This window comes from Streptomyces sp. NPDC058257, assembly GCF_042881845.1.
Taxonomy (GTDB): Bacteria; Actinomycetota; Actinomycetes; order Streptomycetales; family Streptomycetaceae; genus Streptomyces.
In genome coordinates this window covers 1-25,502 of the sequence record NZ_JBHVXJ010000036.1, presented here as the reverse complement: position 1 = coordinate 25,502, position 25,502 = coordinate 1, and the positions used below count along the sequence as shown (strand labels likewise).

General features: G+C 67.5%; 24 protein-coding genes. 8 read left to right on the top strand and 16 right to left on the bottom strand.

Annotation, left to right across the window (positions count from 1 at the left end):
- Positions 1-628 precede the first annotated feature (628 nt).
- Positions 629-1,285, bottom strand: a complete 657-nt coding sequence (locus ACFVXC_RS41125; RefSeq protein ID WP_389916748.1) for a TetR/AcrR family transcriptional regulator — start codon at positions 1,283-1,285, stop codon at positions 629-631.
- A gap of 116 nt (positions 1,286-1,401) precedes the next feature.
- Between ACFVXC_RS41125 and ACFVXC_RS41120 the strand changes: the two genes are divergently transcribed.
- Complete coding sequence (locus tag ACFVXC_RS41120; RefSeq protein ID WP_389916747.1) at positions 1,402-2,412, top strand: hypothetical protein; 1,011 nt, start codon at positions 1,402-1,404, stop codon at positions 2,410-2,412.
- A 147-nt stretch (positions 2,413-2,559) separates the two neighbouring features.
- On the opposite strand, the gene ACFVXC_RS41115 is transcribed toward ACFVXC_RS41120, so the two are convergent.
- Positions 2,560-2,778, bottom strand: a complete 219-nt coding sequence (locus ACFVXC_RS41115) for a helix-turn-helix transcriptional regulator (RefSeq protein WP_389916745.1) — start codon at positions 2,776-2,778, stop codon at positions 2,560-2,562.
- Between the two features lie 9 nt (positions 2,779-2,787).
- Positions 2,788-3,222 (bottom strand): hypothetical protein, encoded by a 435-nt coding sequence (locus ACFVXC_RS41110; RefSeq protein WP_389916744.1) that lies wholly within the window; start codon positions 3,220-3,222, stop codon positions 2,788-2,790.
- A 646-nt stretch (positions 3,223-3,868) separates the two neighbouring features.
- On the opposite strand from ACFVXC_RS41110, the gene ACFVXC_RS41105 reads away from it, so the two are divergent.
- Entirely contained in the window at positions 3,869-4,534 is a 666-nt protein-coding gene (locus ACFVXC_RS41105; RefSeq protein WP_389916742.1) for a DUF4232 domain-containing protein, read from the top strand.
- Between the two features lie 387 nt (positions 4,535-4,921).
- A complete protein-coding gene (locus ACFVXC_RS41100) occupies positions 4,922-5,323 on the top strand; it encodes a hypothetical protein (RefSeq protein ID WP_389916740.1) in 402 nt (133 codons plus the stop codon).
- On the opposite strand, the gene ACFVXC_RS41095 is transcribed toward ACFVXC_RS41100, so the two are convergent.
- Complete coding sequence (locus ACFVXC_RS41095; protein WP_389916738.1) at positions 5,311-5,580, bottom strand: hypothetical protein; 270 nt, start codon at positions 5,578-5,580, stop codon at positions 5,311-5,313. The two genes, ACFVXC_RS41100 and ACFVXC_RS41095, sit on opposite strands and share 13 nt — an antisense overlap.
- Positions 5,581-5,670: 90 nt before the next feature.
- On the bottom strand, positions 5,671-6,261 hold the full coding sequence (locus ACFVXC_RS41090) for a TetR/AcrR family transcriptional regulator (RefSeq protein ID WP_389916736.1): 591 nt from the start codon (positions 6,259-6,261) through the stop codon (positions 5,671-5,673).
- Between the two features lie 126 nt (positions 6,262-6,387).
- On the opposite strand from ACFVXC_RS41090, the gene ACFVXC_RS41085 reads away from it, so the two are divergent.
- The gene (locus ACFVXC_RS41085; RefSeq protein ID WP_389916734.1) at positions 6,388-7,119 is read left to right on the top strand and encodes an SDR family oxidoreductase; all 732 of its coding nucleotides are present in this window, start codon (positions 6,388-6,390) and stop codon (positions 7,117-7,119) included.
- Between the two features lie 117 nt (positions 7,120-7,236).
- On the opposite strand, the gene ACFVXC_RS41080 is transcribed toward ACFVXC_RS41085, so the two are convergent.
- The 3 genes from ACFVXC_RS41080 to ACFVXC_RS41070 all read right to left on the bottom strand — a co-directional run bounded on the left by ACFVXC_RS41080 (position 7,237) and on the right by ACFVXC_RS41070 (position 9,841).
- Positions 7,237-8,154, bottom strand: a complete 918-nt coding sequence (locus tag ACFVXC_RS41080) for a cupin domain-containing protein (protein ID WP_389916732.1) — start codon at positions 8,152-8,154, stop codon at positions 7,237-7,239.
- A gap of 71 nt (positions 8,155-8,225) precedes the next feature.
- A complete protein-coding gene (locus ACFVXC_RS41075; RefSeq protein ID WP_389916730.1) occupies positions 8,226-9,134 on the bottom strand; it encodes a zinc-binding dehydrogenase in 909 nt (302 codons plus the stop codon).
- Between the two features lie 248 nt (positions 9,135-9,382).
- Positions 9,383-9,841, bottom strand: coding sequence for a transposase (locus ACFVXC_RS41070; RefSeq protein ID WP_389916728.1), 459 nt, complete (start codon positions 9,839-9,841; stop codon positions 9,383-9,385).
- A gap of 181 nt (positions 9,842-10,022) precedes the next feature.
- Between ACFVXC_RS41070 and ACFVXC_RS41065 the strand changes: the two genes are divergently transcribed.
- Together ACFVXC_RS41065 and ACFVXC_RS41060 are read left to right on the top strand one after the other, a co-directional pair.
- Positions 10,023-10,679, top strand: a complete 657-nt coding sequence (locus ACFVXC_RS41065) for an RNA polymerase sigma factor (protein WP_389916726.1) — start codon at positions 10,023-10,025, stop codon at positions 10,677-10,679.
- A complete protein-coding gene (locus tag ACFVXC_RS41060; RefSeq protein ID WP_389916724.1) occupies positions 10,676-11,752 on the top strand; it encodes a CU044_5270 family protein in 1,077 nt (358 codons plus the stop codon). Before ACFVXC_RS41065 ends, ACFVXC_RS41060 begins: the two co-directional genes overlap by 4 nt.
- A gap of 625 nt (positions 11,753-12,377) precedes the next feature.
- On the opposite strand, the gene ACFVXC_RS41055 is transcribed toward ACFVXC_RS41060, so the two are convergent.
- On the bottom strand, positions 12,378-12,731 hold the full coding sequence (locus ACFVXC_RS41055; RefSeq protein WP_389916722.1) for an ArsR/SmtB family transcription factor: 354 nt from the start codon (positions 12,729-12,731) through the stop codon (positions 12,378-12,380).
- Between the two features lie 86 nt (positions 12,732-12,817).
- Between ACFVXC_RS41055 and ACFVXC_RS41050 the strand changes: the two genes are divergently transcribed.
- Positions 12,818-13,681, top strand: coding sequence for an SDR family NAD(P)-dependent oxidoreductase (locus ACFVXC_RS41050; RefSeq protein WP_389916720.1), 864 nt, complete (start codon positions 12,818-12,820; stop codon positions 13,679-13,681).
- Positions 13,682-14,261: 580 nt separating this feature from the next.
- A complete protein-coding gene (locus ACFVXC_RS41045; RefSeq protein ID WP_389916718.1) occupies positions 14,262-14,756 on the top strand; it encodes a hypothetical protein in 495 nt (164 codons plus the stop codon).
- A gap of 1,030 nt (positions 14,757-15,786) precedes the next feature.
- On the opposite strand, the gene ACFVXC_RS41040 is transcribed toward ACFVXC_RS41045, so the two are convergent.
- The 7 genes from ACFVXC_RS41040 to ACFVXC_RS41010 form a co-directional block, all read right to left on the bottom strand.
- Positions 15,787-16,278, bottom strand: coding sequence for a nucleotidyltransferase domain-containing protein (locus tag ACFVXC_RS41040; RefSeq protein ID WP_389916770.1), 492 nt, complete (start codon positions 16,276-16,278; stop codon positions 15,787-15,789).
- A gap of 429 nt (positions 16,279-16,707) precedes the next feature.
- The gene (locus ACFVXC_RS41035) at positions 16,708-17,892 is read right to left on the bottom strand and encodes a ParB/RepB/Spo0J family partition protein (RefSeq protein ID WP_389916716.1); all 1,185 of its coding nucleotides are present in this window, start codon (positions 17,890-17,892) and stop codon (positions 16,708-16,710) included.
- Positions 17,889-19,043, bottom strand: a complete 1,155-nt coding sequence (locus ACFVXC_RS41030) for a ParA family protein (RefSeq protein ID WP_389916714.1) — start codon at positions 19,041-19,043, stop codon at positions 17,889-17,891. Before ACFVXC_RS41030 ends, ACFVXC_RS41035 begins: the two co-directional genes overlap by 4 nt.
- Before the next feature lie 519 nt (positions 19,044-19,562).
- Complete coding sequence (locus tag ACFVXC_RS41025; protein ID WP_389916712.1) at positions 19,563-20,693, bottom strand: hypothetical protein; 1,131 nt, start codon at positions 20,691-20,693, stop codon at positions 19,563-19,565.
- Between the two features lie 453 nt (positions 20,694-21,146).
- On the bottom strand, positions 21,147-21,584 hold the full coding sequence (locus ACFVXC_RS41020; RefSeq protein ID WP_389916711.1) for a hypothetical protein: 438 nt from the start codon (positions 21,582-21,584) through the stop codon (positions 21,147-21,149).
- Between the two features lie 395 nt (positions 21,585-21,979).
- Positions 21,980-23,035: a hypothetical protein gene (locus ACFVXC_RS41015; protein ID WP_389916709.1), complete on the bottom strand. Its 1,056-nt coding sequence runs from the start codon at positions 23,033-23,035 to the stop codon at positions 21,980-21,982.
- Entirely contained in the window at positions 23,032-23,880 is an 849-nt protein-coding gene (locus ACFVXC_RS41010) for a ParA family protein (protein ID WP_389916707.1), read from the bottom strand. Before ACFVXC_RS41010 ends, ACFVXC_RS41015 begins: the two co-directional genes overlap by 4 nt.
- Positions 23,881-25,502: the final 1,622 nt, after the last annotated feature.

The following is a 25,502-nucleotide window of genomic DNA, read 5'->3' as shown; positions in this document are numbered from 1 at the left end:
ACCTCAAGATCGACACAGAAGGAACAGGAAGTCCGGTCACTGCCACCGACACCTCGGCACAGCGACCCGTCGACGTTACAACACCCGGGCTCCTGCCGCACACCAGATAGTGGCCGTCCCTGCCTGACCGACCTCGCGCGACACCAAGCCACCCAGCTGCCCCGCCACCCAGCTGCCCGACTGCCCCGCCGCCCCGCTGCTGGAAACGGTTCTTTGCCACCACTCACACCGAGATCGCACGCGCAGCAAGCATGGCTGGCTCCCCTTCCCCAGGTCTCCGACAGTGTCGGCTGCTCAGGTCAGGGCGGTGGGTGCCCGGTGGACGGGGTGTGGTTGCGTTCGTATCCGCATACGGATGGAGGAGGGCGTGACGGCCGGGGCGGCCGGGCAACCGGGTTCTGACTGTCATGCTCCGCAGGGCCGCAGTTGGCCCTGGCCACGTGGCATCGGCTGGCCCTGGCCACGTGGCATCGGCTGATGTAGCGGCGGGGTGCATCGCATAGAGCATCACGACCAGCCGCTGGTTCGCGGTCATGCCCGAGCGAGGTGCGATGAAGGACGTCAAGGAGCCGTTGCTTGTCGTCGTTGTTCACTGGGCCTCCCCAGCGAGTGCCTAGTTGAGTCGGCTTCACGGCTGGGTGTGCCGTTCGGCGGCGTCGAGCGCGGGCGCGAGCGGGGCCAGTGCCGCGCGAAGGTGTTCGGGCAGTGAGCCGGAGGGCACGACCAGTCCTCCGGCGCCGAGACTCCTGGCAGCCCCCACGTTCCCGGTTGGCTGGAGCCAGTCTTCCAACGCGATGCGAACCGCCGCGGCCACGCTCGTTGCAAGAACGCGGGCTGTGCGCGCTCCGGCGTCACCTAGGCGTTCGGTGATCACCGCCGTGAGAGGCGGCTCGATGCCGGCGGTGGTGTCGAGGAACGCGTCGCGCAGCGCGGTCCGAGTGGTGAACAGCAGCAGTGCCTCGTGTTCGCGCTCACCAGTGTTCGTGTACTGCTCGACCACTGCTTCGGTGACGGCGTCAGCCAGGCGCACTCCTGCGGGCCGGGCCGCGACCGCCGCCGCGATCCGTGCCTCCCGGTCCGCCGTGACAGCGGAGACGATCGCCTGCTCGCGACTGGCGAAGTAGTTGTTGTAGGTGCGCGGCGAGACCCCGGCCGCTTCGGCGATGTCCTCGACCCGCACCTGGTCCGGGCCGCGCTCCACGGCCAGGCGCAGGGCCGCTTCGCGTAGCGCATTGCGCGTGACCTGCTTCTTCCGCTCCCGCAGCCCTGGTGGTGTCGTCGTCACGGTGTCAGCGTTCCACACGGAGATGCGTGCACGCAAACTTGCGTGCACGCACTTTTACTGTCAGCCTCGGCGCGACCGGGACCGGCAGAGAGGGCGTCACCATGCGAGCAAGAGGAATGACCTACGACACCGGATTCGTCGTACACGGCCAGGTGTCCCGCGAGGACTTCGACCCTGCGGTCGTCCGGCGCGAGCTCGCCATCATCCGCGACGACCTGCACTGCGACGCGGTCCAGATCATCGGCGGCGACCCGGACCGACTGGAGCTGGCCGCCGGTGCCGCCATTGAGCTCGGCCTGGAGGTCTGGTTCTCGCCCTATCCGCTGGAGCTGGATCCGGAGCAGATCCTCACGCTCTTCCGCGACTGCGCCGAGCGAGCGGAACGGCTCCGGCAGCAGGGGGCCACAGTCGTGTTCGTCGCAGGGGTCGAGCTGAGTGTGATGAACCGCGGGTTCCTGCCCGGAGAGAGCCCCGAGAAGCGGGTCGAGCAGCTGATGAGCCAACCCGAGCGGCGCGCCGATGAAATGCGCGGGCTCGGCGTGCGCGTCAACGCGTTTCTCCGCGACGCCGCGGCCACGGTCCGCGAGCGCTTCCAGGGCAAGCTCACCTACGCGGCCATCCAGTTCGAGCAGGTCGACTGGACTCCCTTCGACATTGTGACGTTCGAGCTGATCCGCTCCGCCGAGGTCGCCGACCGTTTCAGGGACGCGGTGCGCACCCTGGCCCAAGGCCCGAAGCCGCTCGCTATCACGGGGTTCGGCACCGCGGCCTACCGCGGCGCCGGAGACCGCGGTGGGCGAGTACTGGAAGTGGTCGAGTACGACCCGGAGACCAAGGCCCCTGTACGGCTGAACGGCACATACGAGCGTGACGAGGCCGGCCAGGCCGCATATCTGAGCGAACTGCTGGAGATCTTCGAGTCCGAGGGCGTGGACAGCGCATTCGTGTTCTTGTTCGCCTTGCCTGGCTACCCGCACCGCCCGGACGGCGATCCCAGGGACGACTTGGACCGGGCCGGCCTGGGCGTCGTCAAACTCCTCGAAGGGCGCCGGGGGCAGACCTACCCCGACATGGAATGGGAACCCAAGGCCGCCTTCACGGCAGTGGCGCAGCGGTATCGGAGGTGACAGGCCCCGAACACGGTGACCACGGCTCGGGATCTGTACTGCGGCGCAGTACAGATCCCGAGGTCCGGAGATCTTGATGAGGTCTGTCGCCCTTCGGCTCACCTCGTCGACGATGCTGCCCGAAGGCCCGGCTGAAGAGGCTTGAGGTCAGGCCGGGGCGTCCGTCGTTTCCGTCTGGTCGGGACGGAAGATTTCCTCGATGGCCAAGCCGAAGACGTCGGCGATGGTGAACGCCAGAGGCAGGCTGGGATCGTGCCGCTCGGTTTCGATGGCGTTGATGGCCTGCCGGGAGACCTGACACCGGTCGGCCAGGTCGGCCTGGCTCCACCGGCGAGCTGCACGCAGTTCACGTAGTCGGTTTTTCACAGAGTGCCGTCACCGGTTCAGACGAGTACGCAGGTCGGCGAGCGTCATCCAGATGGCCACGCCGCCCAGAAGGATCACCTGCGCGAGTTGATGGAGCTGGATGACGCCCGCGGCATCGAGCAGGGTAGCCACTTGCAGCCCCACGAGGACCGCGGCGAAGGCGACGGCCATGCTCTCCAGCTGAATCTTGCGCAGGTATTCGTCCGCGCGCCGGAATGCCCGCAGCAGCACCCAGGCGATCGCGAGGGTGAACACGGCGGTGGTGGCGATCCACCAGGCCTTCTGGGCTGTGCTCGGGTCGGGGCTGCTGCCCAGCGTCAGGGCCACCACACCGAAAGCAGACACCGGTATGCCGTCGATGAGCACGGCGCGGCGGGCCGCGCGTGTCACTTGATCCTGCTCCACCCTCTTCACCATAGTTCGAATGTAAGGCTTGCTTTCCATTAAGTCAAGTAAGCTTGACTTAATGGAAGGGTGACCTTCCCCCCCCTCCTCCCCTTCCGGCCATGGCGACTGAGGAACGGCTCCTGACCCGCCGAGCGCCGGGCCGCGGGCGCTTTCTGCCAGCGCCCCCCGAGCAGTGCCTCCCGAGCAGTGCCTCCCGAGGCCGGGCGTGGCCAGGTCGGTATGGAATTCGACCAGACCGGTACGTGCGTAGAGCGCCAGATGCGGCAGTGAGATGTCGCTGAGGCCGGGATCGGCTTGGGGTCGGCCGAGCCCGGTCACGCGCCCGCTCAAGATCGGGCGCGTATAGAGGGTGGAGCGGTCCGGACAGCGCCGCGATGACGACGAGGTCTCCGGGCTCCAGGGCGCGAGGCCGCAGCAATTGAGGCAGCTCAGTGGGTGGCACCGCGGCAGTATCCCGACGCCCTCGACGACGGACTACGCATTTTTCGATCAACTGCCCCCACAACGGCACACGAGTCGAAGGCCCAGACCTGGTGGAAAGCGACACGACGTGCGAGGGGGTCTGCTGCGGCGGCTGCCGCCTGTGACAGAACGAAGACGTCGCTGGGAATGGCCTGTAACTCGGTGCGGGATACAAATACTTCAGACCGCACGCACCGCGTTACCCCTGGAGGGGGACACCATGAAGCACACCCGTATCGCCGCTCTCGCCGCCCTCGGCGTCGCCGCCAGCCTCTCGCTCACCGCCTGTGGCGGTGACGACTCCGGCAAGGACTCGTCCTCCAAGGGCTCCTCGTCCTCCTCCTCGTCCTCGGAGGGTGGCTCGAAGCCGGACAGTGGCTCGGGCTCTGGCGGCTCGCAGGCCGGTGACGCGAAGGCGGGCTCCGGTGAGGACACCAAGGCAGAGGCTGCTGCGAACGGTGCGGCGCAGACCGGCGGCAAGGTCACGTTCTGCAAGACGGAGGACCTGGCCATCGACGCCACGGACGCGGCGCCCGACGAGGCCTCCGGCAGGATCAACATCACTATGGTCAACCGGGGTTCGGCCACCTGCTCGGCGACCGGCTTCGCGGGCGTCGACATCAAGGACGTCGACAACACCTCGAACCCCATCGAGCGCGGCCAGGCCCAGCCGCGTATCACCACCCTGAAGGCCGGTGACGCCGCCGTCTTCAACCTCGCCTACGACATCGACAGCAGCGGCGAGAGCCTCGCGCACCCGACCAACATCGAGGTGACGCCCCCCAACGAGACCCACTCCGTGACCCTGGACTGGCCCGCAGCCGCAGGAGACATCAAGGGCGCCTACACCGACGTCCAGGTCTACCCCACCCACACCACCAAGTAGGCGCTCTGCATGCCTCGTAACGCCCACGGCGTGGCCTGGGTACGAGGGCCTGGATGCGCGCTCTGAAGCATCTGGCGGCTGCGCTCCCCCAACTTCTTGTGGAAGCTCAGGTCCTCACAGAGTGAGCAGGCCAAAGGCAGTCGCTCGCCTGGAAGAAGCCGGCCTGGCGGACTCCTTCAGGGCGCCCCACGGGTGCTTCGCTATCGGGTGCCAAGAGCGGTGGCCGTTCGGCACCTTCGTGGGCCGGGCAAGGCCGCGCGATCGTCCAAGCGCCTCGTCCTGAGCCCTGGACCAGGAGCGGGCCACCCCGGTCCTCGACGACACCCGGTCCTCGACGACACCCGGCCCCCGCACTGGGCGGACGACTTTCCCGCCGAAGGCGACCGCGTGGCCACGGGCCTCTTCGAGCAGTCGCCGCAGGTGTCCTCGTGCTGCTGGGCGAGCCCGTTCAACCCGGCTGCCGCCGGGAGTGGCGCCGGTCAGGCCGGGCAGCGTGCCGGGCGTCCTGTCGGCCCCGCCGCCGCAGACGGAGAGACTCAGTCGCCGCAGACGGAGAGACTCATGGGCCAGATCAGTAGCGCCGAACACCGACGCGACGAGGAAGCGACCAGAGCCGCCATGGACCGCCTCCTGCGCGGCGAACTCCCGCCCGGCGGACGCTGCGACCTCAAGACGCTGGCCACGGAGGCCGGGATCGACCGCACCGGCCTCTATCCGAGGAAGAACCCCAACGGCACCGTGCGGGACGGCCCGTACCAGTATCTTCCGACGAATTCCTACGTCGGCTGAACCCACTGCACAACGCCGGCGGCACCCTCCCGGACCCTGAGGATGCCCAGATCGCTCGGCTCGAAGCCGAGACAGCCGCCCTGCGGGAACGCGCCGCCCGCAAGAGCGAGGAGATCGAGAAGCTGAGCGAGTTCAAGACCCTCACACTGTCGCGCATCGCCGCCCAGCACGAGGCGATTGCCCGACTGCGCGGCCCTCAGGCCGCTACCGGCACGCCGGCCGCGGCCCGCCTCGCTGTCATTCCCCGAGACGGCCACACCAACGGCTCCTGCAGCTGACGCACCGGCGAGGTGTCACTGCGTGTCACTGCGCGGGAAGGAGGTCGGTGAGCAGTTCGCGTGCTTCGATCAGTTTTCAGGGGGCCGCGGCGGCGCGGGTCTCAGTCCGTCCAGGGTGAGGTCGAGGAGGCGTTCGGCCTGCTCTCGCTGCTCGGGCTTGGCCGAGGTGAGGGCGATACCGGCGAGGGCGGCGAACATGTCGGTCGGGCTGATGTCGGACCGGATCGTTCCGGCATCGGTATTGGCGTCCATGAGGGCGGAGAGGGCTGCCTGAATCATCTCGTGACTGTCGGCGTAGGGGTTGGTTCCCGAGTTGACGACGGCTCGAAGGGCGTCGGCCATGCCGAGTTTGGCGGTGGCGTAGTCGATGAAGCGGCGGGTCCAGGCTCGCAGCGCTTCAGGCGGTGACATCCCCGCGAGGAGGCCGGGGACGGCGTCGCACAGCCGGGCCACTTCGTTGCGGTACGCCGCCTCGATCAGAGCTTCCCGGGTCGGGAAGTTGCGGTAGAGGGTGCCGGTTCCCACGCCCGCTTCCTTGGCGATGCGCTCGAAGTGCGCATCCAGCCCTTCCTCGGTGAACACGCGCACCGCGGCGGCCAGGATCTTGTCCCGGTTCCGCTGTGCGTCAGCCCTCAGCGGGCGTCCTGCATCCCGGGCCATCAGTGATTCTCCCCTGTCTCTATTTGCTAAGTGGAGGCGTCGCCACTTAGTGTGGACGAAGTGGCGACGCCTCCACTTTCACTGTAAGGCACAGCCGCTCCCACTCCTCCGCTGGAAGGACTGTCCATGTCGGGAATCGAAGGCAAAGTCGTGGCGATCACGGGCGCCAGCAGCGGCATCGGCGAGGCGACCGCGCTCCTGCTCGCCGAGCGCGGTGCGAAGATCGTTCTCGGGGCACGCCGTCCGGAGCGCCTTGAGGCGCTGGCCGCCCGCATCGAAGAGTCCGGCGGTGAAGCCGTCTGGGCCCGCACGGACGTGACGCGACGCGAGGACATGTCCGGCCTCGTCAAGCTGGCACGCGATCGATACGGCAAGCTCGACGTCCTCGTCAGCAACGCCGGGATCGGCTTGATCTCCCGTCTGGACGACCTGCGTGTCGAGGACTGGGAGGAGATGATCGACGTCAACCTCAAAGGGGTCCTGTACGGGATCGCCGAGGCCCTTCCCGTCTTCAGGGAGCAGGGCTTCGGGCACTTCGTCAACACCGTCTCCACCGCCGGACTGCGTATCGTGCCGCTCCAGTCGGTGTACGCCGGCACGAAGAACGCCGTGCGCACCATCTCAGAGGGCCTGCGCCAGGAGGCCGGCGACAGCCTGCGCGTGACCGTCGTCTCGCCCGGCGCCGTCCGCACGGACTTCGCAGAGCGCATGGATCCGGCTGTGAAGGACCAGATCGACAAGATGATGGAGATCGCTCTTTCGCCGGACGCGGTGGCCCGCGCCATCGCCTTCGCCATCCAGCAGCCGGACGGCGTCGATGTAAGTGACATCGTGGTTCGCCCCACCGCCCAGGGATAGTCTGCGCAACCGTGCAGCCCACCCCCACATCCCCACCGAACTCACGGATACCCCCGGCCGACGCACACGGACCGACCCCCGAGTTCCAGCTGAACAAACGGAACAAACGAAGCCGGATCACTTGCGAAGTCGAGAACGGTATTCGCCCGGAGCCGTGCCTCGGGCACGTCTGAAGGCACGGCTGAAAGCGTGCGGAGAGCCGTATCCGACCGCGCCGGAGATCGACTCGACGGGCTCATCGGTATCGCGGAGCCGGACGGACGCCAAGTCGATGCGCCACTGCGTCACGTACGCGCCCGGCGTCTGTCCGAGGGCGGAGCGGAAACGCCTGGACAGCGTCGCCCGGGAGACGCTCGTCGCGGCGGCCAGGGTCTGTGTGGTCCAGGGGTGTTCCGGTTGGGCGTGGACACACGCCAGAGCGTCGCGTACGACCGGATCACGCATCGCTCCCAGCCATGAGCCGGACTGCTCCTGCGGGTGGCGGGCCAGCCAGGCGCGTACGAACTGGACGAGCAGAAGGTCGACGATGCTGTTGATGGCGGCGGTGGTGCCGATCTGAGGCTGTGCGAGCTCGGCAGCGAGAAGTTCGACGGTCCTTCTGAGCTGCGCGTTCTCCCGGGCTGTGACATGCATCGGCCGAGCGAGGGAGGTAAGCACCGGTGTGCGCACTTCCGGGTCCTGCTCATAGTGCAGGACGATCACTTCCGTCCGCACCGGCGCCGAGCCCAGCCGCAGGGCCCGGCCATCGCCAAAAGCCCGGGCCGCCTCCTCACGGTCGCAGGAACCCATCGTCACGTCGGCGCCGCCGGCTATCCCGTGTGCGGTGCCCGGCGACACCAGGACGGCGTCTCCGGCCCGCACCTCAAGAGGTTCCTCGCCTGTGACGTGGAGCCACATAGTGCCGCGGGACACCACGTGCAGTGCCGCTCCTGGAGAGGAGTCCAACCACAGGCCCCACGTTCCTCCGGCCTTCAGCATGACCCCGAGCGCCCCACGCGCACCCGAAACACGCAAGGCCTCCGCCAGCACATCCATGGGTCCATTCTCGTCCACCGCCGCGAACCGCCCACCGGCGGGCGGCGGCGCATGTGTTCTCGTCCACAGCGTCAGGCCACGTCAAGAATGACCTTTCCGTGCACCTTCCGCGCGAACAGCGCCCGGACGGCGTCGTCCACACCCTGCCAGTCGCCTCGCAGTCCGACCGGGGCCGAGAGCCTCCCGGCGGCCATGAGGCCCAGCAGGTCCGTCAGCTCCCCGCCGGTCGGCGTCATGTCGCCGTAGGTGGCGATGCTGCGGGGCTCACCGAAGCCGAACAAGGCCCCTGACGGGAAGGTGGTTTCCTGCCCCGAGGAGTAACCGACCAGGTGGATGGTGCCGCCCTCGGCGAGAGAACTCCACGCCTGGGCCACCAACGGCCCGCCGACCGTGTCCAGGACGAGGTCGAACCGGCCCCCGGTCTCGGCCAGGTCGGTCAGGACCTTGTCGGCCCCGAGTTCGCGGAGCCCGGCGGACCGCTCCGGCGAACCGACGAGTGCCGTCACCCGGGCGCCCGCCAGCGCCGCCAGTTGGACGGCGAAGTGCCCCACTCCCCCGCTGGCGCCGGTGATCAGCACGTCGCGCGCCAGCAGGGAACGCTTGCGCAGCACCCGGAATGCGGTGACCCCGGCGATCCCCAGCGCGGCGGCGTCGGCCAGGTCCACGCCCTTGGGGACGGTGCCGAGCGAGGCGGGGCTGACCGCCACCCGCTCCGCCCACGCGTGGGGAGCCATTCCCACTGCGACGCGCGTACCTTCGGGCGGCCCCGAGCCGTCGGATGCGGCGCGCACCACGATGCCGGCGGCGTCGTGACCGTGCACAGCGCCGGCTGGCCACTGGTGTACGTAATTCAGCTCTCCGAAGTTGAGACCGATGTGCCGTATCTCCACCAGCGCCTGACCGGCGGACGGTACGGGCTCATCGACATCGGCGAACCGGATGGGTCCAGCCTCACTGTGATCGACCACAAGGGCGCGCATAGGGGGTGTGTTTCCTTCTCTCGTGGATGCGCCCGAACATTCGGCGCGGCAGCAGATCGAGTGCGCACATGCCGCACTGCCGCCTTCTTCGAACCCTTTCGCAGGACCGGGACAGCGACCAGCCCCGTGAGAATCAATCAGTTGACGATCTGTGTCAGTGCGACTCGCGGCGCGTCGAGCCCTGCACCCGTCCGGTGGATGGTGCTGTGCCGGGCAGGCATGCCCGGCAATGTGATGACCTTGAGGCGTCAGCGCTTCCGCTTCCGTCGGGCGGCGGGTTCGCGCTGGGCGACGCGTTGGGCGACGCGTTGGGCGACCGCGTCGAAGCCGGGGCGGGCATACCGCTCCAGGGAGGGCTCGGAGGCGTGGCGGGAGCGGGCCGGGAGCATCGGAGTGGAGGGGCCGCCCACGCGGGCAGCCGCACGTTCGGCCAGGCCTCCGGCAGCGCCCGATCGTCGATGACCGCGACGGGAACGGCGCAGAGCCTCGAAGACTCCGGCGTCCCGCCACTGCCGAAACCGGTTGTGCTCGGTGGACCAGGCGCCGCACCGGTCCGGCATCTCCCGCCACTGGGCTCCCGGGCGGAACTTCCAGATCACGCCCTCGAACTGCTGCCGCAGCCGCGCGGGATACGGGCCGTACTCGCCGTCCGCCAGAGACGGCTCGACGAACCCCCACCCCTTGTCCGTCAGTTGCGCACGCGTCATGCACACTGGACCACCGGATCCACCTTCGCAGCGAGGGCGAATCCAGCAAATCGATCACTACTCGATGCAGGCCCTGGGCCGCGTATCGAAGTTCGGTTCGAGTCCAGTTTCAGCGCGCCTCCACCCAGGAACCGTGGCGCACGTCACAGGAACCCGCCGGACCGGTCGGACAGTACTCCACGTGACTGATTCAACCCACTCCCGTCTCCGTGAAGGTGACCCGGCCGCGCTCGCCGAGGCGTTCCGGGAGCACGCGGACGCCGTGTACCGCTTCGCTCTGTGGTCCACGGGCAACTGGGCCACGGCCGAGGACATCGTCTCCCTCACCTTTCTGGAGGCGTGGCGCTCGCGCGAGCGGCTGCGCCCGGAGGAGACCGGCAGTCTGCGCCCGTGGCTGCTGGGCATCGCCACCAATGTCCTGCGCAACACGGCCCGTTCGGCCCGGCGGCACCGAAAGGCCCTGGCCCGGATGCCACGTTCGGACATCGTCCCGGACTTCGCCGACGAGGTGGCCGGGCGACTGGCGGACTCCGAACAGCTGGCGGCGGCCAAGGCAGCGCTGGAGGGGCTGCGGCGCACCGAGCGCGAGGTGTTCACCCTGTGCGTCTGGGGCGGTCTTGACTACGCGTCCGCCGCCGAGGCCCTGGGCATACCCGTCGGCACCGTGCGCTCGCGGCTGTCCCGCGCCCGCGCCAAGCTGCGCGACTCCGTGGGGCACCCGGCCACCCGGCACGACGACACACGGCGCGCACCCGGTCGGGAACTCCCCGGAGGCAGCGGACAGATACAGCGCGTAGACAGCATTCCGGCTCGAACGACCCAGGAGAACCTCGCATGAACGCCCTGTTCCGGAACCGTCCCGGCGCCGCCAGCCCGTCGTCCCGTCCGGCGGACCCCGCCCACGAGGAGGAGAACCGGGAGTGGCAGGAGGCCCGCGACCGCACCGAGCTCGCCGCGCTGCGTGAGATGGTCCCGCCGCCCGCCACCCCCCGGCTCTCGTCCACCCGTCGCACGGAGCTCGAAGCACACCTGATGCACGAGATCAGCGACACGGCCGCCACGTCCGACGCCGCGAAGTCCTCCAAGTCCCGCTCCGCCGCCCGCCGCTCCCCGGCCTTCGGCTGGCTGACGCCCGGCCGGTCGATGTCCCTCGGGGCGGCTGCCGCCGTCATCGCGGCGACCGTGGCGGGGCTCGCCGTCACCGGCAGCAGCGGTCAGACGGCCGTCGCCGCGCCCGCCGCGCTCAAGGTGGATAGCTCCCGGGCCACCGTGCCGCTCGCCACCGTCGCGAAGCGGGCCGCCGCCCTCGCCGACTCCGACGGCGCCGCGCAACGCGGGACCCACCGACGGGAGTGGGCAATGGGGATGTGGGACGACGGCAAGCACAAGCCGGAGCAGATGCCGGTGACCGAGTCCCGCGACAGCTGGAACGCCGACGGCAGTGGTGAGGCGCAGGACATCGAGGACGGCCGGGTCGTCAACCGTACGCACCTGCCCGCAGGGTCATGGGAGAAGCTCGCCGCCTTCCGGAGCACGCCGCCGACCACCGTCGGCGGCCTCGCCGACTACCTGGCAAAGGAGAACCCCGACACCCGCGGCAGCGCGTACTGGACGATGGACACCGTGGAGGCGCTGTTGCGTGACTGGACGCCCGGCCCCGCCCAGACAGCCGCGATAGACGGCCTGCTCGCCGAGCGGTCCGGCCTGCGCGCCATCGGTCCGGTCAAGGACCGTGCGGGGCGCCAGGGCCAGGCGTACGCCGCGGACTTCAAGGGGACGGTGCGGTGGACGATCATCCTCGACGAGCACACCGGACGCATCCTGGGCACGGAGCTCTCCAGCATCAAGACCGACCCGAAGACGCAGCTCAAGCCCGGTGACGTCGAGCAGTACAACACCTACCTGAACTGAGACCGCCCGCCTGGTCACAGCCAGAGCCGCCCCCGGCCCCCGCACGTCACACCGCGGAGCCCGGGGGCTTTCGCTGGCGGTCTTCGGAGCGTCGGCGCCGCCGGCGCCTTGGCCCGCCCTCGATGAACGTCGGTACGCCGCTTGGTGATCACGACTCGTTACAGGCCTTGGTCGGCGGTCGCCGTACCACTTGTCCCCCGTCCCACTTGTCCCCCGACCCTCTTGTCCCCCGTCCCTGAAGTGCTGCGTTCATGCCTGCCTGAAGACGACGATCCGAAGGCATCAACTCAGCCGCCGTGGTTCACAACGAAGGGCCGTCACTGACTCCGGGCAACGGTCTCCATCAGCAGCCATCAGCAAGGGCAGTGGTGTCCCGGGCCGGGATGCCCAGAGAAAACTGAGACTGCACTCCTTCCCTACGTTCGCTGAGACAGGACATCAGCGGTGAGAGGGGGCAGGGCGGAGGAGCCAGCCGATGGCTCCTGATTATCACGCCGTGATTTTCTGTCCTGTCTCACCGAAGTTGGTCGCCCACGCACTGCTGACCTGCATGGACTGGATTAGGTGAGACACGCGGACGGGGTTCGCTGAGACGGTCTGGTCCGCGCCCGCAGTCGGCAACCTCTCAAGCCTGGGGTGGTCGGGGCTGTGCACCTTCTGTGAGTACGAGTGTGAGCAGTCCGGGAAACCGCGCGTCGAACTCGGGTCGGCGAAGCCGGTTGAGCCTGCGTGATCCCTTGTCCACCTGCTCCAGGAGTCCGGCGGCACGCAGTACCGCGAAGTGGTGACTTGCCGTTGCCTTGGAGACCGGCAGGTCGAATGTTCCGCATGCCCGGCTGAAGTCCGGTTCACCAGCGCATTCGCGCAGGATCGAGCGCCGTACCGGGTCGGAGAGGGCATCGAGTGCGGCCTGCAGGCTCACCTCTTCCGGGTCGGCGTGGACCAGGTTCCTGACGCGGCGCGCGACCGGCTCGGCCATGGCGGATCCTTCCTCGACTTGACATGTTCGATCCTCATCGTACAGTCGGACGTGTTCGATACGTATCTAACTCAGTGAGGCGTGCCATGTCAGGATCGGTCAGCAGCGGGCCGCAGGTGGCGGTGGTCACCGGAGCCAGCCGGGGAGCAGGCAAGGGAATCGCCCTCGCCCTCGGACAGTCGGGCGCGACCGTCTACGTGACCGGGCGCAGCCGGCAGTCGTCCGACTCGCCCTACGGCGGCACAGTCGCGGAGACAGCTGCGCTCATCGACGAAGCCGGCGGCAAAGGCGTCGCGGTGGCCGTCGACCACGCCGACGATGAAACCGTGGCGGAACTGTTCGCCCGGGTGGAACGCGATCACGGCCGACTCGACATCCTGGTCAACAACGCGGCCCAGGTGCTCAACGCCCCGCCTCCCGGGAGGTTCTGGGAGCAGCCGCTGGAAGCGGCCGATCTCATCACGGTCGGTCTGCGATCGCACTACGTCGCAAGCTTCCACGCCGCGCCCCTGCTGATCGCCAATGGCCGAGGGCTGATCGTCAACACGGGTCACTACGGCGCTGTGTCGTACCACCTGGGCCCCGCTTACGGGGCCCAGAAGGCAGGCGCAGACAAGATGGCGGCCGACATGGCCAAGGAACTGCACCCCCACAACGTCGCCGCCGTCTCGATCTGGATGGGCGGCCTGGACACCGAGCGCGCACGCGCGCACTTCGCAACACTGCCCGTTGAAGCCCGGCCGACCACCAGGCGCGAATCCCCGCAGTTCACCGGCCGGGTGATCTCGGCCCTCTACGCGGCCGACGACCTCATGCAGCTCTCCGGCAGGGCGCTGATCGGCGCTGAGCTGGGAGCGCACCTCGGTATCACCGACATCGACGGGAGCGCCCCGCTCTCCCTGCGCTACACCCTGGGCGGACCACCCGAACTCCACCCCAGCCTGCGCTAACACTGTTTGACGGCCTCCCGGCAGGGGCATCGGCGAGAGCATCCCGGCAGACCGGAACTGACGGGGTAGCGACTCGGTTCGTGAAGAAGCGACTCGATCAACTCGCCGCCCGGTGGCGGCGTGTGTGGGCGCCCGCCTGGAGCGAGGGCGGTGTGCTCCGCGCCGTGGCAGGACGTCCGCACCAGGGGCACCAGGGGCACCAGGGGCACCAGGGGTACGTTGTCCTGCTTGCGCTGCTGGTGGCGCGAAGAGGCTCAGCGCAAGGAGACCGGTGGCGAGCATGGCGAAGCCCCACAGCGGCCAGTGGTGGAGGTGCTCCTGGGCGAGTGGGAAGACGATCAAGACGCTGGCCAGTGCGGACAGCAGCATGCCGGTCAGGTCGAGCCGGTCGGCCTTCTTCAGGGTCGACTCGGGGATGAACCTGCGTCCCCGGATGAGCACGGCGAGGCCGACGGGCACGTTGACCGTAGATGTTCTTGGACTGCGGGACTGAACCGCCTAGTCTCCGCCCCCGTCTCTCTCATGGGGCGACATACGATCGCCCGGTCAGCGAGCGGCCCCCTGCCGGGCCTGGATAGGTATGCAGAAAAAGACTCTGATCATCAGCGCAGCCTGCGTAGTAGGTCTCTGGGCCGTCGGCTCGGCCGTGACGCCCGTACTGAAGGAACACAACGCCGATTTCCCGGACGTGTTCAACGACCACGTGCTCCACGAACGCGTCAAGACGTTCCCCACCGAGTACGAGGCCCGAAAGTCCTCCGACGGTGAACTCATCTTCCGGCTCCCCAAGTGGGTGCCAAAGGACGCGACGGACATCACGATCAAGGCGCAGACCACCGGCAACGCCAAGCTCATGCGCTTCACACTCGCCGACACCCCGCTGAAGCTGACCGGTGAGAAGGGCTGCTCGGAAGGCGCCTTCTCCGACGGGCCCACGCTGGTAGCGAGCTGGTGGCCACAAGACGTGGGGGCCGAGGACGGACGGCCCGACTGTTCCGGGCAGTACCAGCTACGGGTGGCGGTCAAGGGAGACAAGGTCTACGCCTGGAGCAACGGCGACCTGGTCAAGAGCTGAGAGCCTGTGTCACCTCTCTTTCTACAGGCCTCAGCACTGCGAGTTCTTTCTGCAGGCCTCAGCACTGCGAGGTTGACGCTGCCGCCAGCGGCTCATCCCCACCCTTCAGGGCTTCGGCAGGTCAGCAGAAGTTGCTCACGTACGGGCAATAGTTGACGTGGAGTCGGGCTCCATTGCCCGCAAGGGCTCGTCGGCGCCGACGAGCCCCACGGACTGAGCGTCCTCGCCGAACCGGCGCAGTCCGCGCACCGCGAGAGCCACAAGGCCGCGTCCGCTCCAGCCTCCCCTTGCCCCTCCCCCTCCCCCGCCCCTGGGGTCAATTGGTCCAGTGGGCACGAAGCGGCCGCCGCCGTCCGGACCTCATTCCGGGCGGCGGAGGCCTCCTTCTTTGGGTTCCCGGAGGCACCAGGACAACTCCAGGGGCAGGTCCCCCTGCCTGCGAGTGAGGGGCGTTCGCCTTGCTGGCTCGGAGCGTGTTGTCCGCGGACAACACGCTGCTCCCTGTCCGGCTCCCGGGTATCCGCCCACCGGCCGCGCGCTACTCGGTTTGTTGACCGCGGTCAACGGCTCCCGGGAGTAGAAGCGCGGCGCTGCCGTCAGACGCCGTGCTCGTGTTGACCGCGGTCAACACCGGCGAGCCAGGCGGCGGCTCTGCGTCGTTCTTGCCGCTTACTCGGGTGCTCCTCCCAGCTGTTTCGAGGGCGGGTTTGTTGACCGCGGTCAACACCGTTAGGGGGAGCAGTGCTGGGAGCGGAGCCGACGACGTCGGCTGCCGTGCAGCAGAGGTTCTCCACTGAGGTGATCTGGTGAGGCAGACAAGCTTCGCGATTGCCGTGTGCCGGGTGCGTGGTGCGTGGTGCGTGGTGCCAGGGTCCTCGGAGCCGGATCTGTTGACCGCGGTCAACGCCGGTTGGAGAGGGGAGCGTTCCCGATGACTGGCGGCGTCCCCGATGACTAGTGACACCGCCTCGGGTTGCTGCGGCATGCTTCCTTGATCGGGCCGCGCAGAGCCCGGGCCGGTCGGCGCGGGTCAGAAATGCGTGGCGATCCCGAAAACGCGGCGGAGCTGCGCCATGTCGTGGCGATCGCGTTCTGTTGGTTCGTATCCCTGATGGAAGTAGACCTGCTGCTCGGCCGATAGGCACGGGACAGGCGTCCCCTGCACGGTGCCCGTCACCAAGCACGCGGAGGGATAGACGAAAGGACGCTGCGGATCGGGTGACGCCTGCACTGCTGAGCTGTCGTTGGAGAAGACCAGCGGATGAAGGTCGATCTCTCGCCCGTCCGAATGCGTCAGGACGAATCGGATGGGCCTCCAGTCCAGGCTCTCCACGAAGCCTTCCGCCGAGAGGGCCGCCAACACAGCGACCTCCTGGTCTTGCCGGTGCATCAGGTCCAGGTCGCGATGGTCTCGGGTCTGCTCGCCGAGCAGAGCGTCGATCCCCCATCCTCCACCGACCCACACTTCCACCTTCGCCCGCCGCAACAGGGCCAGGACGAACAACACGCCATCGGCTGTCATCACTCGATGCAGGCTAGAAGCCCCCGCCACGGGCAGCGAGTGAATTCCCTTGGGGGACAGGTCAGGCTCCCGTCGAGGCAAGGCCCGTTTGTCGAGGCAGGGACCGTTGCGATCTTCAGCCTGCGGTTTGTTCGAGACCGGGTCTAAGAGGGGGCGGAGGGGGGAGAGAGATTGGACGCCGGTCTCGATGATGTTCCCGCCGGAGGTGAGGCGGTCGCCGCTGGACGACAGACGCTGCCACTCCTCACATACCGTCAGCCGGGCCGGGACCGTTGTCGTCGCTGCCTGTCTGTGTTGTGTTGACCGCGGTCAACACCGCGCAACCCGCCTTTCCGCCTTCCCGCCTCCCGCCTTCCCGCCGTACGGCAAGAGGCTCCCCACCAGTGTGGTGGGGAGCCTTCTCTTGTTCTTGCCATGCCGGAGCCTGGCCTACTCGTCCTCTTCCGCCTGGAGCAGCCACACGAGCTTCTTGAGGTCCTCCTGGTCCATGTGCCGGCGCAACTGCCGGTCGAACCAGGCTGGGTCAGTCCAGGGAAGCGTGTCCACCAGTTCCTGGTTGACCTGGTGCGGAACGGAAAGTTCACGATTTCCAGGCACCTGCTGCGCGGAATCCTGCCTGTTGTCGGGGACGGTTTCGTTGACCGCGGTCAACGTCGACGGGTTGCGAGTCGGCTTTTCATCCCTCCTGCCGCCTGCTTGAGCGGCCTTGGCAGCCGATCCGGAAGCGGGTTTGTTGACCGCGGTCAACGCTGTCGGGGCAGCGGGGCTGGGCGTGGGGCCGTTGTCGTCGACTGCCGTGTCTTTGTTGACCGCGGTCAACGCCTGCTGCTTGGCCGCCTCCAGCAGGGAGCGTTCCTGCTGTTTGGTCTGCGCTTCCCCGTCCCGCACCGACTTCAGGTGCTGCAGCAGCAGGGAAGCATCAAGGTCGGGGTTTGCTTTGTAGTGGCGGGCCAGCAGGCGGCCGTCGCGCTCCGGCAGGGAGCCGGCGCTCAGCATGGCCTGGATTTCCTCCGGCAGTGTCAGCAGGGCGAGCTGATTGGTCACCCAAGCCTTCGACTTCCCGAGCCGGTCGGCGGCACGGGACTGAGCACCGCTCGCGCTCTCTTCCCCGCACACACCTACCAGGGCCTGCACGCCCCGAGCCCGCTCAACGAGGTCGAAGTCCTCTCGGTCAAGGTTCTCCTGCAGAAGATTCTCTATGAAGTCTTCGCGGGTGGCCGCCAGGTCGTCGCGCACCACGAAGTCCAGGGCGTCCAGCCCGACATGCGCACCACTGCGGTAACGGCGCTCGCCGTTGACCAGCACGTGGGTGGCCGATCCGATGCGATCAGCATGGTCCTCCCACAACGCGAGGTAGGCATCACGGGTCACGACCACACAGGCAGCGAGCTGTACGCGGCGCAGCTCCTCACCGAAGCGGGTCAGCTGTTCCTCGCTGCCGAAATTCCGGCGCGGGTTCAGGGGAGTAGGAGAGACCTCGTCCAGGTGGAGCCGGACGAGCTCGTAGGCCGGTACGTCGCCCTGGGCGATGGCCTTGGCGCGGCCGCGGTCGCTGCGCCCGCGCGGTACCTTCCCGAAGGAGGATCCGGTGCCCAGCCGGTCAGCCGCCTTCATCCGTTCACCGCCACGGCGATGGTGCGCATGGCCTCGGCCTGTTCGCAGTCCGGCGCGCAGTACAGCAGCGGCTGCTTGAGGCGGGCCGCTTCACGCTGCTCCTTGCGCTCCGGGACGACCGCGAGCACCGAGGGATCGCCGATGCTCTTCCAGCTGTCGAGGGAGGAGGTGGCGATGTAGCCCTTGCGGGCGTCGTACATGTTCACGATGAATCCCAGCTTGGCGATCTCGATGTCGAGGTCCTCGGTGAGGTCCTCGATCTGGTCGAAGAGCATGTCGTAGGCGTCGGCGGAGGAGTCCTCGGCCAGCACGGGGATCAGGACGCCTGAGGTACCCGGCGCCTCGTCGCCGCGGGTGCGCCCGTAGTACAGGGCGGTGTCCATGGAATAGCCCAGGCTGGGCGGGCAGTCGACGACGATGTAGTCGAACTCGGCCTCCAACGGCTCCAGCGCCTTCTCCAGCGCTGTCTCCTTGATCCGCACGTGCCGGGTGGTGGCCAGCTTGGCGTCCAGCAGGAAGGCGTCCTTACAGCCGGGCAGCAGGAACAGCCGACCGCCGAAGCAGCCTTCCTCTATGGGGACGAGGAGGTCCCGCAGCTTTCCCGTGCCTTCGCCCAGCATGTGCTTGGCCAGGCTGGGGTCGTCGATGCCGAGCATCGGGTAACCGAGCTGCTTGGTCAGGTGACACTGCGGGTCGAAGTCGATCAGCAGGACGCGCTTCCCTGCTTCGGCGAGGGCTTCGGCGACGCCGGCGGAGGTGGCGGTCTTGCCGACGCCACCCTTCTGATTGCCGAAGACCAGACGCCGGGCCTCCTCGGTTGATGGAGGCGTGCGGCGAGGGGAGGGGGAGCTGTCGAGCCAGAGACGAATCGCCTGCGCGAGGCCCTGGTTGAATGCGATCCCGCGGGACTTGCAGTCGCTCTTGAGGTCGGCGTACAGGCCGGTTGGCACATAGGTGGAGAAGGAGCTGCCACCCGAGGTGTTGACCGGGGGGCGAGAGGGAGCGGCACGCCAGGCGTGGATGCCCTCGGTGACGGCATCCTTGATGTCCACGCCCAACTCCGCGGCTCGGACCTTGAGTTCCTGGCGCAGAGCGCCTGGCAGCTTAGCAACTACCTTTTCCCGGTCATCAGGATCGTATGGGATGGTCATGGGGGTACCTTACTAACCTTTGAGGGCTGGGCGAAAGAACACTCCAAGCGTGTCGCGCGGTTGACGAGGCGCCAATATCAGGGCATTCGAGGCAGAGCGACGGTACGCCTACCGGACCATCCGCCAGAATCTGGCCCGGCCGGAATCCGAGGACGTCCTGGAGGGCACATCCGGTGACGGCAGGGCTCTGTGACCCGGCGCCCTATAGGTCAGCGTTCAGTGTTTGCCGCAGCCACTCGTGAACGTCAGTCGTGCTTAGGATCGCGCTGAGAGAAATATCGAACGGATCGAACAACTACCTTTTGTGAGGCCTCTCTCGATGCTGCGCGGATCCGGCGACCCAGCCAGGCCGGAGGCTGGGATGTGGGCAATTTGGCTTGGACCGATGGGGACTTGATAAGCCTGCCTTGTGCGCTGCGTCAGACCCGTGCGCGAAGTCATCGAACGAGACGCTGCGGGGATAGGGCAGGCCCCGGGAGTGGAATGAATGGACTAGGCACCGGCGTTCGGCCGCACGGTTCACGCGTAGGCACGTGCGAGCCCTGCGTGGAAGTGCCGAGAGGCGGCCAGGCCGACAGCCTTCACGGTGAGCCGGGTGCCGTAAAGGTCCAATGCATCGTCCTCGCCCTGCTCTTGCAGGTGGTCGATGACCAGGCCGATGTCCCACTGCGCGGCCAGGCGAGCCTCCCGCCGCTCCTGGGCCGTACGTGGCACGTGGGCCTCGGCAGCCGCGGCCGCACGCTCGGCGCACAGCTTACGCCAGGCGGCATTCGCCATCGGCTCGACTGCGGCAGCCTCCTGCGCTGCGCGTTCGCGGTCTGCCAGCTCTACGCTGTGCTCCTTGACCAGCCTGGCGGCGAGGTACCGATGCGGGCTGGCGGGCCGCCACTCGATGCCGAAAATGACGGCCGGGGCGTTCTCCCGCAGCCACCTATCAATCTGGAACTCGTCGTACCCATCGAGGACCCGGTCGACGAGCACCCAGGACAGCTCGGGAATCGTCATCCGCTGGGTCCAGTTGTGCAGGTGCCTCAGCCTACGGGCGATGCGGTCAGCCATCTGGAAGGAGAGAGCGGTCACCCGCCTTCCCAGAATACTGCGACGAGATGTGCTGTTCCTGGCACGCGGCAGCGTAGCTTTTGCTTTCCCACCCACTTCAGATACGGGTCCGTCGTGGTGTGGCCCACCAGAATGGGGCTCACGGTGCTTGGTGGTACGAGGCCCAGGAGTCCGTGAGGCGGCAGTACGGGCGCCCGCGATGGCCCGGAGGCGGCCCTGCTCGGTGACGCCGATCTTGCGTGACTCGTAGCCTTGGTAGGAGATTCGGTGGCCCATCGCCTCGTCGTAGCAGGGCGGAATGACCGCGCCGTAGACGGTGGCGGTGGCCGTGTATTTGCGGCCGGGCAGGCGCAGATTGCGCTTGGAGCCGTGGATGAGCCATACCAGCGCGCCGAGTTCACGCAGGTAGCCCACGTGCCGTTTGACCGTGGCCCGGGACTGCTTAGTGCGTACAACTGTTCCGTCGAGGTCGTAGAGGACGATGCCGCGCTGGTAGTCCATGCGCGTGGCGAGGTCCTTAGCGACCTCGAGGGTGGTGGTGTTTGCCTTGGGGTGGATACCGGAGGCGATGAGCCAGGTGACGGCCTGCATCCAAGCACCCGGCTGTGCGCGCCGCGAGGTGGTGGTAAGCACGTCCTGGGCAGCGCGGTGGACGGGCGAAAAGCCGATGCCGGGGCGTTGTGCAGGCTCTTGGGGTGAATCAGCCGGTTTCCGTGACGCGGTTTCGGGCAGCACAAAACTTGCCCTTGTGGCGGTGGCTATGAGGGGCTCCCGGACGAGGAAATGGGTTGAGGCAAAGTCCCATCGCAACTCGGCGGTCTGGGGAGGCGAATCGGCCGAGCTGGATGGGTTATTCAGTTAGGGATCTAGCTGGATGGCTCCTTCCTGGTCTGTGTGCCGGTGACGGCCTTGAACACGAGTGGCCCGGGACGATGTCCCGGGCCGTTCAGTTCCTGCAGGAGCTGCAAGAAGTCTGGTCAGAAGCAGTTGCCCGCCCTGGAAGGCCGACGTCGGCCCCCACCATCAGGATCTTCTGTGCGGTCATCAAGCAGCCTCTGAGGTGACGCGGCGGGACGGAAGTTCGTCGAACCACTTGCCCAGCGGGGCGTAATAGAACGGCTCGTCTGCCAGCTTGAACAGGGCCGCGCAGTACTCACCGGGTCCGGTGGCCAGGGTGCAGCCGGCCTGATGGACGAACAGACCGGCATCGGAGGCGAGGTCGTCGGGGAGGGCCGCACGCGCCGTCTCGATCGTTATTGATTCCCACACGCGCAGGCCCTGGTCGCGGTTGGCGGGGCGGCGCTCCTCGGGCCACACCAGACGCTTGAGAGCCCCGTACAGCCGCACCAGGACGATGTCGGTCTCCACCGTGTGATGCGAGTCGATGACCCCCTCCTCGGCGGCATCCCGGGCCACTTTGGGCAGCACCTTGGCCTCGGCGGCCAGTGCTCGCAGGGACCAACTTCCCGGCGTGGTTCTCATGTGGCGTCCCTCTCGTGGTGTGTCTCTCACACTAGTGCCTCACACGCCCCAATGTGGAATTGACAGACTCATTCGTGCGTATGTCCCCCGCTGCACACACTCGCGGCCTCCAGGCTGGTGTAGGGCGACGGACTGCCAGGCAGTGCGCGACTTCTGACGGCTTTTCGGGTCGGCGGGGATCACGAGGCGCGTCCCGGCGTCGGCGTGCCTGTCAGCGCCATTGCGAGTGTGTCAGTGTCAGTGCGTGCCTGTGTGCAGCATCTGGTGAACGCATGACTGCATGCATGAGAGTGTGCGTGATCGCATGCATGAGAGTGTGTGAAAAAGTGAACTGCCTGGGCATGCAAAAAGGGTCTGACCCCGCAGCGGGGCCAGACCCTTCAAGTAGAGGCAGATCAGGGGGCCAACGGCCCCTCCTCATCGAGCTGGTCGAGGAACACATCGGCGGCAGCGCACACCACATCGATCACGATGCCGGCCCGATGGCCGCGCAAAGAGCGCTTCAGATTGGCCAGGAAGGCGTGCACCTCAGGGCTGACACTCATCTGCGCACTCGTGCCCGGCGGGTGCTCCCCGCCCCACCGATGCACGAGCCATTCGTTGGCCAACGCTGCCTGCGCGGCCGGTTCGTCGGGCAACTGACGCAACGCCGCATCGAGATAGTGGCCGGGCTTCAGCCGCGGGCGCCGCGAACTCACCGCGTCCTCATCGGCCCGCTTCTGGAGCCTGATCTTCGTTTCGGTGAGCATCCGGCCCGACCACATGGGCCAACCGCCTGCCGTGCGGTGGGTCAAGAAGCCCTGCACGACCGCGTCCTGGGCGGGCGTGGCCTTCCCCTTTTTCTTCTTGGCCCTCGGCTCGAGTACTGGCTCAGCCGACAATGCCGAGAACGTGGGGGCACTGTCGTTCACCCGCCGCCGGGCCGCCGCGGGCAACGTGGAACCCACCGTGCCGGAGCCCGTGCTGGCAGGCGTCGGTGCAGAACGCTCCGCCCTCCCCTCCCCTGCCTCAGGCGTCTCTGCCACGGCTGCCTGCGTCTGCGCGACCTCGGGCTGCGCCGCGGGAGCGCGATCCGCGGTGGCCGTCTCCTCGACGCCCTTTGCGGCCGACGCAGGCTCTGGGTCGGCCACGTCGGAGTCCGCAACCGGAGCAATCTCCTCGGCAGGCGCGGCGGGAGGCGCACTTGCGGGCTCGGCCTGGCTCTGCTGCGGCACGGCCGTCGAGGCCGGAGTCGCCTGCTTCGTGGTGGCTGCGATGGGTTTTGGGGTGGGGGGCTCAGGGGCGGGTTCGGGCGCCACCGTAACCGCGGCAGGAGCGGCTCCCTGGCGTTCCTGCTCCGCCTCCGCGTCGCCAAGGAAGCCCCCGGCATCAGCGTCATTGCCCACATGCTCGATGGCATCGAAGTTGAAAGAACGCGCCTTGCCGCGACGTCCCTTACGCGCCTCGCTCATGCCGCCAGGCTCCCAAGGCGCTCGAGAATCTCTTCGGTGAGGTCTTCGTACCAACGGCTGGCCGCGTAGCTCGGCTCATCGATCACGATGGGCCGGCTGACCCCGTACGAGGCGGAAATCTGCGGGCTGGTGCGGATCTGGTTCGTGAACGGCGCCAGATCGTGCTTACGCAGATACGCGTCGACCGCGTCGGTCTCGTCATTGCGCTTGGAGGGCGGCAGCGCCTCATTGACCACGGTGCCGAGAAAGACCGGCTTGCAGTCACCCGCCGTACGTTCGGGGACCTTCAGCGTGTTGTTGCGAACCACACGCGCCCCGTCAGCGGTCGCCAGACGCGGGTTACAGATGGCGATGACGTAGTCGGCAGCGGCCAACGCCACGGACGACAACGCATCCGCGGACGGCGGGGTATCGATCAGCACCACGTCGAACTGGTCCGCCACGGTCATCAGCAGCCGCCGCAGCGTCGGAGTGGCCTCCCAGCCCCGCTTGGCGACCTCCGCCCGGGCCCGGTCGGTTACCCCCATCACCGAACCGATGACGTGCAGGCTACCGGCGGAGTCGAACTCCTTGAGCAGCACCTCACGATCAATCATCCGGTCAGTCAGGGGCATCATCGAGTCCATATCCCCGGTCTCCTGGGCATCGACGTAGTCGAGCAGCGCATCGCCGATGTCCTGAGGCTTCTTGGCGAAAGCCCCCAAGGCCACACCCAACTGCCCCTGCAACTCCAGGTCGATCGCCAGCACACGAGCGCCCGCGCTGGCAAACGTGGCACCTAGGTTTACGGTCGTGGTGGTCTTACCCACCCCGCCCTTCTGACTGGCGACGGTGATGACCCGCATGGGTGCCTTTCCGCCCCACCAAACCCGATGACAGCAGCACCACACCGACCGAGATGCGCCGTTGCTACCAATCCGTGCTGTGAGACTGACAGATTCATAATGACGACGCACAGATTAACAGCAGAATCAGCAGTCCCCGCCGAGTTTCAGGCCCCACGCGTGTCGATCTGCTCCGCCAGGGACGCAGTCACGAACCTGACAGTTTCGAAGCTGCACATTCCTCCCGAGATGTCGTAACCGAGCGCGTCAACGAGAAGCGGCAGCACCCCTCACCCCTCGAAAGCAGAGGCGCCCCCTCGGTTCGCCGACGCCACGACTGACCAGGAATCGAGTGGGGCCCGAGCGCACCGCCGGGCAAACGCCCGAGCGGAAGAACGCGCCTTGGCATGACTGGCCGCGAGAGCGCGAGAGGCGCTGCGTGGATGCACCAACGCACGCTCCACGGTGTGCCCGCACGCGCAACTGGCAGTCGGGGCGTGGGGAAGGCTGGCAGCGTGCAGGGCCGAAGGGGCGGATGCCTGCCGGTGCGCAGGAATGCCGGAACCAGTGCACGGGTGCCTGCATCGCCGGGGGCGCGAGTGCACGCCCGCTGGCAAGAGTGCACGGATGCGGACTGGCGTGCAGGACCACAGGAATGAACGCAGGCACGTTCGGGTGTCCGCCCGCACCAGCCTGTGGGTGCATGTGTGAGTGAGTAGGCGTAGGAAGTCGGGAGTGCACGCGTCACTGCATGCAAGAACTAGTGCAGTGACGTAGGTAGGCACCTGTGCGGGCGTGTCCGCATGCACTCCAGTGTGAGCCAGCGAGCGAGTGTACGAGAGTGGGCGTGGAGGGGAGCGTGCAAGCGTGAGCGTATATAGGTGTGCGCGCACAAAGGGACGCGAGGGCGAACGCAAGAGAATATGCGTGTAGACGTGTACGGGTGACAGGGTGCGAGAACGAACCCGGGTAGGAGTGAAAGAGTGGGCGAGCGCACAAACGCGTATCAGCGTGAGTGAGGGCATTGATGCGAGCTGGAATGCGTGCACGTGTGAGTGCATGAAAGTGTGTGAACAAGTGAAGCACTCACCGAAGGCCCCAGCTCCGTCTCGACGTGAACACAAGGAGGCAGAGCCGGGACCTCGACGAGAAACGTCGAGGCAGGCCCAAGGGAAACAAATGTGCAGGTCAACACGCAGCGTGTATGCGTGCGTGCGTGCGTGAAAGTGTGTGAACAAGTGAACCTCGTTCCTGTGGACACACGGAGCCGACTCGCTGCTGGCGTCGGGCGGGACGTGGGCGACCCGTTCGGCTAGCTGTCGGCCGCTCTTGCGGGCCACTGGGGCGAGCGGTCCGCGTGAGTAGTCAGGCTGCGGCGGGTACGAACTTCATTGCCAGCGCGCGGCGGCCGGGCCCATACGGTCACCTCCCTGGAGGTCCCTCTGCATCAGACTTCCTCGGCAGCGGAGCCGAACTGTTTCAGGCGTGTGTATGGGTTTTGTGGTGTTGGTGGGTTGTTATGGGGTGATTAATACGCTGTCATGGTCTGTGGGTTTGGCGTGGCACAGGTGGTGGATGGCTGTCGTGGAGTTGCTTGTTCCTGTGCTGCGGGTGGGGGGTGCGTGGTGTGGTGGACGGTATGG